Genomic DNA, 12,452 nt, shown 5'->3' with positions numbered 1-12,452 from the left:
CATGTTCGGACTCGGCAAGGACGACACGAACGCGCTGACCATGGATCGGCCGCATCCCGACAGCCTGCTCGATACGGGCGTGCAAGGGGTGATTTCCAAACCGCTCGACCGGGTGGACGGCCCGAAAAAGGTGACGGGCACCGCCACCTATGCCGCCGAATATGCGATCGAGAATATCGCGCACGGCGTCCTCGTCAGCGCGACCAAGGGCCATGCGAAGATCAAGGCGATCGACGCCGATGCGGCGAAGGCCATCCCCGGCGTCATCGACGTCATCACCGATTACGACACCTTCATCCGCAACTCGCAGCAGGGCGGGGAGACCGAGGCGCCAACCCAGGGCGTCCGCACCATCGACTATTTCGGCGAGATCATCGCGATCGTCGTCGCCGAGAGCTTCGAGGTCGCACGCGACGCCGCTAAGCGCCTGAAGGTCGAGTATGAACCGCTCGACGACGGCGCGTTCGATTACGAGGCGAACAAGGACAAGGCCGAACCCGCCCCCGATGGCCTGATCAAGGGCCATTACGACCAGGGCGATTTCGACCAGGCGTTCGAGAATGCCGCGGTCAAGGTCGACGTCACCTACACCACCCCCAGCCAGAACTCGGCGGCGATGGAGCCGCACGCCTCGATCGCGGTGTGGGAGGACGGCGCACTGACGCTCTACGGCGCATACCAGATGCCGACCTCCGACGCGCAGCAGCTGGCCAAGGCGCTGGGCGTATCGGAATCCAAGGTGCGGATCATCTCGCGCTATATCGGTGGCGGCTTCGGGTCGAAGCTGGGCATCGCGCCCGAAAGCGTCGCCGCCGCCATCGCCGCCAAGCGGCTGGGTCGCCCGGTCAAGGCGGTGATGCTGCGCCAGCAGGTGTTCGACGCGACCGTCCGCCGCTCCAACACCGAACAGCGGATGCGCCTAGGTGCCGAAGCAGGCGGCCGGCTCGTCGCGCTGGGGCATGAGGCGATCACCTCCAACCTGCCCGACGAGGATTTCTTCGAGCCCGTCGGGATCGGCACCCACTTCCTCTATGCGGGTGAAAATCGGCGGATCAATCATGACGTGGTCCGGCTGAACTGGACGCTGTCGGGCTCGATGCGTGCGCCGGGCGAGGCGGTCGGCATGGTCGGCATGGAATGCGCAATGGACGAGCTGGCCGAGGCGATCGGCATGGACCCGATCGCGCTGCGCAAGGTCAACGATCCCGAACAGGACCCGGAACTCAAGGTTCCCTATTCCTCGCGCAACCTGACCCGTTCGCTAGAGGAGGGCGCGAAGCATTTCGGCTGGGACTGGCGTCAGGCACCGGGCACGCGGCGCGAGGGCGAGTGGCTGATCGGCATGGGTGTCGCCGCTGCCTGCCGCTCCAACCAGTTGCAGCAGTCCGCCGCCAAGGTCGAACTCCATGCCGACGGGACCGCGACCGTGTCCTCGGCGATGACCGATATCGGCACGGGCAGCTATACGATCATGGCGCAGATCGCCGCCGAGATCCTGGGCCTGCCGGTCGAGAAGGTCAGCATGTCGCTGGGCGACACCAATGATCCCCCCGCCGCCGGTTCGGGTGGCTCCTGGGGCGCGGCTTCCGCCGGGTCGGCGGTGTACCTCGCCGCCGAGCGGGTGCGCGAGAAGCTGGCCAAGGCGATGGGTGTCGAGGCAGATGGCCTGACCCTGAAGGACGGCATGGCGATCGGCGACAACCGCTCGGTGCCGCTCAGCGAACTGGTCGGCCAGGACGGCCTGTCCGCGATCGGCGAGATCAAGCCGGGGCAGCAGGAAAAGCAGTTCCAGCAGGCCAGCTATGGCGCGCATTTCGCCGAGGTCGGCGTGAATGTCGTCACCGGCGAAGTGCGCGTGCGGCGGATGCTGGGCGTGTTCGCGGCGGGGCGCGTGCTCAACGCCAAAACGGCGCGCTCGCAGTGCCTGGGCGGCATGACCTTCGGCATCGGCACCGCGCTGACCGAGGAGCTGATCCACGATCCGCGCACTGGCAAGCTGGTCAATCACGACTTGGCCGAATATCATGTACCGGTGAATGCCGATGTGCCCCAGCTGGAAGTCCATTTCCTCGACGAGCGGGACATCCATGCCAATCCGATCCACGCCAAGGGGATCGGCGAGTTGGGCATTTCCGGCGCGGCGCCCGCCGTCGTCAACGCCATCTACAACGCGACCGGCATCCGGGTGCGCGAGATGCCGGTGACGCTCGACAAGCTGCTCGATCATCTCCCGGCGCTTTGATGAGCGAGAATGACAGCGTCCTCGCCGCCGCACGCGAATGGCGGGGCGAGAAGATGGCGATAGCGACGGTGGTGTCGACCTGGGGCTCAGCCCCGCGTCCGCGCGGCAGCCATATGCTGGTCCACGCCGACGGCCGGTTCGAGGGGTCGGTTTCGGGCGGCTGTGTCGAGAACGACATCCTGCACACCGCCGCCGAGGTGATCGCGGGCGCGCCGTTCCAGGTAAAGCGCTACGGCGTGGCGGACGCCTCCGCCTGGGAAGTCGGCCTGCCCTGTGGCGGCGAAATCGCGGTGATGGTGCAGCCGGTGTCGGCGGACGGCTTCGACCCCGAACTCTTCGACCGCATCGCCGAAGCGCGCGCGGCGGGCCGGTCGCTGACCGTCACCACCGACCTGGCGACCGGCCATGCGGACCTGCGCCCGGTCGAGACCGGCGAGGTCTTCGCCAATCGCTACGACCCGCCGCGTCGCTTGCTGATCGTCGGCGCGGTGCAGATCGCGCAGAGCCTGGCGCAACTCGCGCAGACGCTGGGTATCGCCACCACCGTCATCGACCCGCGCGCCCGCTTCCTGACCGAGGAGCGCTTTCCCGGCATCACGCTCGACGATCGCTGGCCGGACGAGGCGGTCGCCGCCTATGCCCCCGGCCCCGCCACCGCCGTGGTGACGCTGAGCCATGACACCAAGATCGACGATCCCGCCCTGGTCGCCGCCCTCGCCCACGACACCGCCTATGTCGGCGCGCTGGGCAGTCGTCGCAGCCATGCCGCGCGGCGGGAGCGTCTGGCGGCGATGGGCGTTCCCCTGGCAGCGATCGACCGGATCGACGGCCCGGTCGGGCTGGACATCGGGGCGATCGGTCCCTCCGAGATCGCCCTGTCGATCGCGGCGGCGATGATAGGAGCCTTTCATGATCGACGCTGAGGATGTGGTGCTGGTCCTGCTGGCGGCGGGACAGTCGAGCCGCTTCGGGATGGCGAACAAGCTGGAGGCCGAGTTCCTCGGCAAGCCGGTCGGCTTGCACGTCACCACCGCGCTGGAGAGCATTCCCTTTGCCGACCGGATCGTCGTGACGGACGGCTGCCAGCTCGACTTCGCCGCGCGCGGCTACCGCGTGATCCACAATGATGACATCGCCAAGGGCATGTCCTTCTCGCTGCATCTGGGAGTGCGAGAGGCGATGAAGGCCGGCCCCAAGGCGATATTGGTTGCGCTGGCCGATATGCCGCGCGTGACGGCGGCGCATATCTATCGCCTGTTCGACGCCTTTGACGGACCCGACGCGGTCGTCGTGTCGAGCAATGGCGAACACCCCACCCCGCCCGGCGTCTTCGGATCAGGCCGGTTCGACGCCCTGCTGCAACTGAAGGGCGACGAGGGCGCCCGCCAGTTGGTCGCCGGCGGACGCCATGTCGTCACTGCGCCCGCCGAGCTGATCGACATCGACACGCCCGAGGATCTGGAGCGCCTGCGCCAGCTCGTCCACGCGCCCGAGCGGATCACTCGTGCCGTAGAGCATCGATCGGATTGAGCGCCGCCGCCCGCCGCGCCGGGAAATAGCCGAAGACCACCCCGATCACCGCCGAGATCGCAAAGGCGACGACGTTGATCTGCAGGTCGAAGGTCCACGGCACCTGCATCAACGGCACCAGCGCGGCGATGATCGCCTGCGCCAGGATCAGGCCGATGATCCCGCCCAGGCAAGACAGCACCACCGCCTCGACCAGGAATTGCATCAGCACCTCGCGCGCGACCGCACCGATGGCCAGGCGGATGCCGATCTCGCGCGTCCGCTCGGTGACCGACACCAGCATGATGTTCATGATGCCGATGCCGCCCACCACCAGGCTGATCGCCGCCACCGCCGCGACGATGCGGGTCAGCATCGTCGTCGTGCTGGTCAGCGTGTCGCTGATCTGCTTGGTATCGAAGATGTTGAAATCCTCGGCCTTGTCGCCGGTGATGTTGCGCCGCTCGCGCAGCAGCGAGGTCAGCGAGGCCTGGACCGCGCTGGTCGAATAGGCCTGATCGACGCCGACCAGCATCAGGCGAATATCGCGACTGCCGGTGAAGCGCCGCTGCACCGCCTTGATCGGCATCAGGACGACATCGTCCTGGTCGCCGAAGCCCCCCTGCCCGCGCGTCGTCAGCACACCGACCACGTCGCAACTGATCGCGCCGATGCGGAAGCGCTTGCCGACCGCATCGGTGCTGGGGAACAGGTTCTTGCGCACCGTATTGCCGATGATGCACACCGCCTTGCCCGACGCCTGCTCGGCCGGGGTCCAGAGCCGCCTCGAGGCCAGCGGCCAGGGCTGGACGGTGAAATAGGCCAAGGTCGTGCCGGTGACGGTCGTCGACCAGTTCGCGCCCTCATAGATGGCGGTCGCGCTGGTCTGCGCCTGCGGGGCGACCGCCGTTACGCCCGCAATCTGATCGGCGATGGCCGAGACATCCTCGGGCTTGAAGTCGGGCGGGCGCGGGCCGCCGCCGCCGCGCCCGAAGCCCTGGCCGGGGCGGACCTGCAGGATGTTGGTGCCCAGCGACGAGATGGACTGCTGCACGGCGGCCGTGGTGGCCTTGCCCAGCGTCACCATGGTCACCACCGCGCCGACGCCGATAATGATGCCCAGCGTCGTCAGGAACGAGCGTAGAACGTGTCGCCGGATCGACCGGATCGCGAGAATGAGCGTGGTGCCGAACATCAGTGCCCATCCATTTCCGGTACGACACCTGGCCGGTGCTGTGCCTCAACACGATCGACCAGCCCGTCCTTGAAGTGGATGACGGTGCGCGCAAAGGCCGCCATATCGGGCTCGTGCGTGACCATCAGGACGGTGATGCCGCTGTCCCGGTTGAGCCCGGTCAGCAACTCCATGATCTCCACCGAACGTTCGGAATCGAGATTGCCGGTCGGCTCGTCAGCGAGCAGCACGTCGGGGCTGGTGACGATGGCGCGCGCGATCGCCACGCGCTGCTGCTGCCCGCCCGACAGTTCGGCGGGGGTATGGTCCCACCATTGGTCGAGCCCGACCTTCTCCAGCGCCGCCATGCCCAGGTCACGCCGGGTCTTCTTGTCCTCACCGCGATAGAGCAAGGGCAGCTCCACATTCTCCAGCGCGGTGGTGCGCGAGAGCAGGTTGAACCCCTGGAATACGAAGCCCAGATAGCGCCGCCGCAGCATCGCCCGCTGGTCGCGGTCCAGCGTCTCGACATGATGGCCGCGGAACAGGAAATTGCCGCCGCTGGGCACGTCGAGACAGCCCAGGATGTTCATCGTGGTCGACTTGCCCGATCCCGAGGGACCCATCACCGCGACGAAGTCCCCGGCGGCGATGTCCAGGTCGACGCCCTTCAGCGCCTGGAACTGGGTGGCCCCCATTCCATAGGTCTTGGTGACGCCGCGAAGCTGGATGAGCGGGGCGTCAGCGGCCACCACCGCCCCCGCCGCCCTGCTGGCCGCCACCCTGGCGCCGCTGGCCGCCGCCGCCACGCGGGGCGCTCTCGCCGCCCGCCAACTGGCTCGTGATGACTTGCATACCGGGTTTCAGATCCCCCGACAGCACTTCGGTCATCATGCCATTGGAGTCGCCGGTGACGATCTGCACCGGCTGCGGCTTGCCGTCCGCGCCCTGGACATAGACGGTCTGGGTCGCGCCGCGCTGCACGGTCGCGGTGCGGGCGGCCCGGTCGCGACGCGGGCGGAAGGTCAGCGAACCGGCGATGCCGCCGCCGCCCTGGCCCGCGCCGTCCGACGGCTGGAAGCGCAGAGCGGCGTTCGGGATCAGCATCACGTTCCGCTTGTCCGACGTCACGATATCGGCGGTCGCGGTCATGCCCGGCCGCAATTGCAGGTCGGGATTGGCCACCGTCAGGTCGGCGGCATAGCTGACCACCTGTCCGGTGGTCGACGTCGCCCCGCTGGTCGAGGACGAGGCGGACGAACTCGCCGCGCTGACCGTCAGGTTCGATCCCAGGTCGACCCGCGTGATGGTGGCGGGGAAGGTGCGCCCCGGAAAGGCGTCGACGGTGAAATTGGCCTTTTGCCCCATCTTCACCTGACCGACATCGGCCTCGTCGATCGCGACCTCCAGCTTCATCTTGGTCAGGTCTTCGGCGATGACGAACAGGGTCGGCGTATTGAACGACGCCGCGACCGTCTGGCCCGGATCGACCTGCCGCGCCAGCACCACGCCGGACACGGGCGAGCGGATGATCGCACGCTGGCGCTGCGTCTGCGACTGGGCCAGCTGCGCGCGGGCGGCGGCGACATTGGCCTCGGCCACCCGGAGCGCCGCGACCGCACGCTGCGCATCCGCGCGGCCCGCCTGGAGTTCGGTGGCGGAGGGCACGCGGCCGTTGGACAGCTTGTAGACCTGCTCCAGCCGCGCGAGTTGCGCCTGCGATTCCGCGACGGTCGCGCGGGCCTGTGCCACCTGCGCGACATTGGCGTTCAGCGTCGCCTGTCCGGCACGGATCTGGTCGTCAATCTGTTCGGGGTCGATCAGCGCCAGTGCCTCGCCCGCCTTTACCCGGTCGTTCACGTCCACCACGACCTTCGTCACCAGGCCGGACAGCTGCGAGCCCACCGTCACCTGGCTGGTCGGGGCGAGCTTGCCGGTGGCGGAGACGGTGACGGTCAGGTTGCCGCGCGTGACCGACGCGGTGGCATAGCCCGCATCCTTATTGCCGCCGAAACAGCTTTTCAGCGCCAGCGCCAGCAGCACGACGCCGATGACGACGACGCCCCACTGCACCCATTTGCGCCAGCGCGGCTGCGGCTTCACGCCCAGGAAATCGTCGAGAGTCTGGTCGGCCATCAGCGGTTGTCCGGGGTTGGCGCGCGCAGGGGCGCTTCGGGTGTGGTGGTCGCGTCCCAGCCGCCGCCGAGCGCGGCGAACAGCTGGACCTGCGCGGTCGCGGCGTCGGAGCGGGCCTGCACCAGCCCGTTTTGTGCGCTCAGCAGCGCCGCCTCCTGCTGCGACAGGGTGGTGAAGTCGGTCAGGCCGGTGCGATACTGGCTGCGCGCCAGGATCGCCGAGTTGCGCGCCGCATCCAGCTGGATCGCGAATTGCCGTTCCCGCTCCCGCGCGGTGTTGAGCGCGACGATCGCATTCTCGACATCCTCCAGCGCCAGCAGGACGGTGCCCTGATAGGCGGCATAGGCCTGGTCGGCGAGTGCCTGGGCGTTCCGCACCTGGCTGCGCAGTCGGCCGCCATTGAAGATCGCCTGGGTCAGGCCCGCAAACAGGCTGCCGGTGATCGCGTCGCCCAGCGAGCCGATGCTGGTCGCCGCGGTGTTGAGATTTCCCGAAATGGCGAGCGCAGGATAGAGCGCGGCCTGCGCCACGCCGATCCGCGCGGTCGCGGCGGCCAGGTTGCGCTCGGCCGCGCGGACATCGGGACGGCGGCGCAGCACATCGGCCGGGATGCCGACGCCGATCACGGCGGGGCCGTTCGGAATGGGCCGCACCGCCTCCAGCCGCGCCTTCAGCGCACCGGGGGCCTGTGCGGTCAGCACGCCCAGGCGCGAGACGGCGGCGTTATATTGCTGCTCGATGCTGGGGATCGTAGCAGCGGTCTGCGCCCGCTGGCTGCGCGCCTGTTCCGCATCGAGCGAGGAGACGAGGCCCGCCTGCACGCGGAACCCCGCAATCTCCAGATTGTCGTCCTGCAGCGCCAGGCTGGCCCGCGCATTGGCCAACTGCGCCTGATAGGCCCGCGCGAGCACATAGTTGCGCGCCAGTTCGCTTTCCACGGTCAGCAACGTGGCGGCATAGGTGAACCCGGCACCTTCATAGGTCGCCCGGCTGGCCTCGACCGTACGGCGGATCTCACCGAACAGGCCGACCTGATAGCTGGCCGACAAGCCCAGGGTGAAGCTGTTGCTGCCACCCCCGCCGGTATCGACCACCGTACCGTCGGGCAAAGTGAAGCTGCGCCCGCCGCCGCGCAGATTTTCGTTGCGCTGATAGCCGGTCGAACCCGAGACGTTGGGAAGCAACGTCGCGCGGCTCTGGACCAGGCTTTCGCGCGCCTGACGCAGCCGGGCGATGGCCTGCACCACATCGGTATTGGCGACCACCGCCCGCTCGACCAGTTCGGCGAGCAGCGGATCGTTGAACGAGCGCCACCAGCGGCTCAGATCCTGCGCCTGGGCATTGGCGGCGGGCACCGACCAGCTGGCGGGCACGCCCAGCGCATCCGGTGCGGCTGGGCGATAATCGGGACCGACCGTACAGGCCGACAGGGCCGCCAGCGTGATGGCTGGGGCCAAAAGAAGGACGCAGTTGCGAGGCTTCATGGGCGCGAACGTGCCGCGCGCTTACCGCCCCGTCCAGTGTGATTATGTCGCAAATTGTGACGGATGCGATAGATTTCCGTCATTTCGGCGAGCACGTTTTCAGAGCGATTTGGTTCCCGCCGCCGCCAGAAAATTCCTCCCCTGCAAGGGGAGGGGGACCATGCGCAGCATGGTGGAGGGGTGTCCCGCTCTCGATAGGGGGGACACCCCTCCGTCAGGCCTCCGGCCTGCCACCTCCCCTTACAGGGGAGGATCAACCTGTCTTACCGCCCCACCCAGTCCGCAACCTGCTGCGCGACCTGGTTGGCCGCCTGGTTCAGCGCCGGGCCGACGCTGTCGGCGTCGATGCGGCCGACCGGCACGCGGGCCTCGAAGCGGCGCTTTTCGATCCCGGTCTGGCCATTGCGCTGCAGCGCGGCGTCGAACATCACGATGGCCTCGCGCCGGGTCGCGTCCATGCCGAACTGGCGCAGCTCGCCGCCCAGCCGGTCGCCCGGATCGCCGATCGAGTCGCGCGCCGAGAGGACCACCCGGCCGACCCGCGCGGTCATGGTATCGGCCACCAGCCGCGCGAACAGCCGCGTCGGCGGCTCGGCCCATTGCGCGTTCTTCACATAGGCGATGCTGGTCGGCGTCTCCTGCACCGGCACGCGCGCGGTCGCCAGTTCCTGCGGCGACGACGGCACCTGGATCGTGATCGACTTGCCGGGCCCCGAATCCTGGGTCTGGCCCACCATGGGTGCCGACTGCGCCTGAAGCGTCAGCAGCGAGGGCGGCGGCTTGGCACCGAAGCTGATGCAGCCGGCGAGCGGAAGCGATGCGAGCATCACGATCAGCGGAGTCTTCATGACGGTCCTCATCGGCTTCCTCACTTGCCCTTATAGTCCGGCAGCTTCTGCTGCCCGATCAGCGACCCTGCACCCTGCTGGTCGACCTTTTCGGCGACTGCCGACAGCGACTGGGTCATCACGCGCAGGTCCTTCACCAGACGATCCACCTCCGGCACGGTCTGCTTCGAGAAGGTCTGCAGGCCCGGCCGCGCATCGCCGATCGCCGCATTCAGCGTGTCCGCGCTCTTCTGCGCCGAGGCGATCGTACGGTTCAGATTGGCGATCGTCGGCTTCACATCCTCGGCCAGGATGCCGTTGGTGGTCGCCGCCAGCTGGCCGATCGACTGCGCCGCGTCGCCCGCCTGCTGGATCGCCACGCGGGTCTGGGCCAGCGTCGCCGCGATCTCGGGCCCGCGATCGGCCAGCGCATCGGTCAGGCGGTTGGTATTGTCGAGGATACCCGCGATCGACGCTTGGTTACGATCCGAGAGCAGGCCGGTCAGCCGCTCGGTCAGGGTCGACAACCGCTCCAGCAGCTGCGGCGCGGAGTTCAGGATCGCGCCGATGCCGCCCTGCTTGGTCGGGATGACCGGCACGCCATAGGGGCAGACGGTCCGGTTCTCGGGCGTCGGGCAGGTGATCGGCGGTGCACCCTTGCGTGCGCCGTCCAGCGAGATGGTGCTGGTACCCGTGAAGCTGGCCGAGATGGACGCGGTCGTGCCCTGCAGGATCGGCGTCTGGTCGTTGACTGCGACGCGCACCCGCACGAACTGCGGATCGGGGCGCCACAGCGCGATTTCCTTCACCTGGCCCGAGGGCACACCCGAATAGGTGACCGCCGAGCCCTTGGCCAAGCCATCCACCGACTGGCGGAAGAAGATGTCATATTCCTTCTCCGACGTGCCGCCCAGACGGGCGATCCAGACGGTGAAGATGGCCAGCACTGCGAGCAGGATCAGCACGACAGAGCCGACTAGGACGTGGTTCGAACGGGTTTCCATCAGCGTGTCCCTGCTTCGCCTCTCGCATGGGCATCGGCCGCACTCCCCTGGCTATGCTGGCCGGTGGCGTGGGTTTCGACTTCGGTGGGGTGGCGCGCGGCGTCGGCATCGGCCGAACGGGGCCGGATATCGGCGACCTCGTCCTTCGCGGCGATGGCGGCGCGGCCGCGCGGGCCCTTGAAATATTCCTCGATCCACGGATGGTCGAGCGCGATCAGCTCGTCGATCGTGCCGACCGCGATCACCTTCTTGTCGGCCAGCACCGCCACCCGGTCACAGATCGCATAGAGCGTATCGAGGTCATGGGTGATCAGGAAGACGGTCAGCCCCAGCGTCTTCTGGAGCGAGGCGATCAACTGGTCGAACGCCGCCGCGCCGATCGGATCGAGGCCCGCGGTCGGCTCGTCGAGGAACAGGAGTTCCGGGTCGAGCGCCAGCGCACGCGCCAGCCCTGCCCGCTTCTTCATGCCCCCCGAAAGCTCGGCCGGATATTTGGGCCCCGCATCGGCAGGCAGGCCGGTCATCACGACCTTGTAGGACGCGATCTCGTCCATCAGCGCCTGGGGCAGCTCGCGGTAGAATTCGCGCAACGGGACCGCGACATTCTCGGCAACGGTCAGCGTCGAAAACAGCGCCCCGCCCTGGAACAGCACGCCCCAGCGCTTGCGCACATCGACCGCCTCGGTCGCGTCGCGGCCGATGGTCGGTTCACCGAACACGGTGATGTCGCCCGCGTCAGGCGTCTGCAGGCCGATGATCGTGCGCATCAGCACCGACTTGCCGGTGCCCGACCCGCCGACCACGCCCAGAATCTCACCGCGATGCACGTCGAGGTCGAGGCCGTCATGGATGACCTGCTCGCCGAAGCTGTTGCGCAGGCCCCGGATGTGGATGAGGATATCCTCCTGCTCGGCCATCAATCCCATCCGATCCAGGTAAAGAAGACCGCGAAGAACGCGTCGAGCACGATCACCAGGAAGATCGCCTGCACCACTGCGGCGGTGGTGCGCAGGCCGACCTGTTCGGCGTCGGACTTGACCTGCATCCCCTGGAAGCAGCCCGCGATCGCGATGATCGCGCCGAAGACGGGCGCCTTGATCAGGCCGACATACAGGTCGGTGATCGGCACGACTTCGCGGATGCGCGAGACGAAGGTGACGGGCGGAATGCCCAGCGACACCGCCGCCAGAAAGCCGCCGCCGATGATGGCGATCAGCGAGGAATAAAAGCCGAGCAGCGGCATCAGCGTCACCGCCGCCAAGGTGCGCGGCACGACCAGCGCCTCCATCGGCGACACGCCGATGACGCGCATCGCGTCGATTTCTTCCGTCAGCTTCATCGTGCCGAGCTGCGCCGCAAAGGCCGAGCCCGACCGCCCCGCGACCATGATCGCGGTCATCAGCACGCCCAGCTCGCGCAGCGTCAGGCGGCCGACCAGGTTGATGGTGAAGACCTCCGCACCGAACTGGCGAAGCTGCACCGCGCCCTGTTGCGCGATCACGATGCCGATCAGGAAGCTCATCAGACCGATGATGCCCAGCGCGGAGACGCCGACCGTCTCGAACTCATGCACCACCGCGTTGAAGCGGAAACGGCGCGGGTGCCGGATCACGGCCAGCCCGGCAAGCGTGGTGGCGCCGAGAAAGCCGAGCAGACCGTAGAGCGTCTGGAAAGCGGTGACGACCGCGTCGCCGACCTCGCCTGCCACGCGCGAAAAGGGGCTGATCGCCTTGGGCCGCATGGCGACCGGCTGGTCCGCCTCCGTGACCTTGGAGAACAGATGCCGCTGGTCGTCGTCCAGCCCCTCGATCTCGGCCTGGTTGCGCGCGGCGAAACGGTGGATCAGCCAGGCGCCGACCGTGTCGATCCGCTCGACCTGCGACAGGTCGATCCGCCGGACGGCCGCATCCTCGCGATCCAGCCGCTCGGGCAGGTCGCCCAGCGTCGCCAGCGACAGGCTGCCGGTGAAGCGCAGGGCCCCACCGTCTGCCGCATCGTGCTGATAATCGGCCTTGGCGTTCATCACCTGCCTCTTTGCGGGAAAGCGGGGGCATCGACAAGGCGCTTCCTATCCGC

11 protein-coding genes are annotated in these 12,452 nt (G+C 68.0%); 3 read left to right on the top strand and 8 right to left on the bottom strand.

The genetic code is table 11. The features are described 5' to 3' along the window. Position 1: 1 nt before the first annotated feature. From QZ546_RS10025 to QZ546_RS10015, 3 genes are read left to right on the top strand one after another with little or no spacing between them, the layout of a single operon-like run. The gene (locus tag QZ546_RS10025; protein WP_294236680.1) at positions 2-2,242 is read left to right on the top strand and encodes a xanthine dehydrogenase family protein molybdopterin-binding subunit; all 2,241 of its coding nucleotides are present in this window, start codon (positions 2-4) and stop codon (positions 2,240-2,242) included. After that, a complete protein-coding gene (locus tag QZ546_RS10020) occupies positions 2,242-3,165 on the top strand; it encodes an XdhC family protein (RefSeq protein WP_294236678.1) in 924 nt (307 codons plus the stop codon). The genes QZ546_RS10025 and QZ546_RS10020 overlap by 1 nt, the downstream gene beginning before the upstream one ends. Next, positions 3,152-3,772, top strand: a complete 621-nt coding sequence (locus QZ546_RS10015) for a nucleotidyltransferase family protein (RefSeq protein WP_294236676.1) — start codon at positions 3,152-3,154, stop codon at positions 3,770-3,772. The genes QZ546_RS10020 and QZ546_RS10015 overlap by 14 nt, the downstream gene beginning before the upstream one ends. Here QZ546_RS10015 and QZ546_RS10010 read toward each other — a convergent pair. From QZ546_RS10010 to QZ546_RS09975, 8 genes are all read right to left on the bottom strand, one after another. Continuing rightward, positions 3,741-4,946: an ABC transporter permease gene (locus tag QZ546_RS10010; RefSeq protein WP_294236674.1), complete on the bottom strand. Its 1,206-nt coding sequence runs from the start codon at positions 4,944-4,946 to the stop codon at positions 3,741-3,743. The two genes, QZ546_RS10015 and QZ546_RS10010, sit on opposite strands and share 32 nt — an antisense overlap. Next, positions 4,946-5,677 carry an ABC transporter ATP-binding protein gene (locus QZ546_RS10005; RefSeq protein WP_294236671.1) on the bottom strand — a complete coding sequence of 244 codons (732 nt, stop codon included), beginning with the start codon at positions 5,675-5,677 and terminating at the stop codon, positions 4,946-4,948. Before QZ546_RS10005 ends, QZ546_RS10010 begins: the two co-directional genes overlap by 1 nt. Next, on the bottom strand, positions 5,667-7,061 hold the full coding sequence (locus tag QZ546_RS10000; RefSeq protein ID WP_294236669.1) for an efflux RND transporter periplasmic adaptor subunit: 1,395 nt from the start codon (positions 7,059-7,061) through the stop codon (positions 5,667-5,669). The genes QZ546_RS10005 and QZ546_RS10000 overlap by 11 nt, the downstream gene beginning before the upstream one ends. Beyond that, entirely contained in the window at positions 7,061-8,545 is a 1,485-nt protein-coding gene (locus QZ546_RS09995; protein ID WP_294236667.1) for an efflux transporter outer membrane subunit, read from the bottom strand. The genes QZ546_RS10000 and QZ546_RS09995 overlap by 1 nt, the downstream gene beginning before the upstream one ends. A 263-nt stretch (positions 8,546-8,808) precedes the next feature. Further along, entirely contained in the window at positions 8,809-9,393 is a 585-nt protein-coding gene (locus tag QZ546_RS09990; protein ID WP_294236665.1) for an ABC-type transport auxiliary lipoprotein family protein, read from the bottom strand. 20 nt (positions 9,394-9,413) lie between these two features. Then, positions 9,414-10,376: an MlaD family protein gene (locus QZ546_RS09985; RefSeq protein ID WP_294236663.1), complete on the bottom strand. Its 963-nt coding sequence runs from the start codon at positions 10,374-10,376 to the stop codon at positions 9,414-9,416. Beyond that, on the bottom strand, positions 10,376-11,293 hold the full coding sequence (locus QZ546_RS09980) for an ABC transporter ATP-binding protein (protein WP_294236661.1): 918 nt from the start codon (positions 11,291-11,293) through the stop codon (positions 10,376-10,378). The genes QZ546_RS09985 and QZ546_RS09980 overlap by 1 nt, the downstream gene beginning before the upstream one ends. Then, positions 11,293-12,399 carry an ABC transporter permease gene (locus tag QZ546_RS09975; RefSeq protein WP_294236659.1) on the bottom strand — a complete coding sequence of 369 codons (1,107 nt, stop codon included), beginning with the start codon at positions 12,397-12,399 and terminating at the stop codon, positions 11,293-11,295. The genes QZ546_RS09980 and QZ546_RS09975 overlap by 1 nt, the downstream gene beginning before the upstream one ends. Between the last annotated feature and the right edge of the window lie 53 nt (positions 12,400-12,452).

Source organism: uncultured Sphingomonas sp. (assembly GCF_913062585.1).
Taxonomy (GTDB): Bacteria; Pseudomonadota; Alphaproteobacteria; order Sphingomonadales; family Sphingomonadaceae; genus Sphingomonas.
Note: the sequence above shows the minus strand (reverse complement) of the source record. Positions and strands in the feature narration are given on the sequence as shown.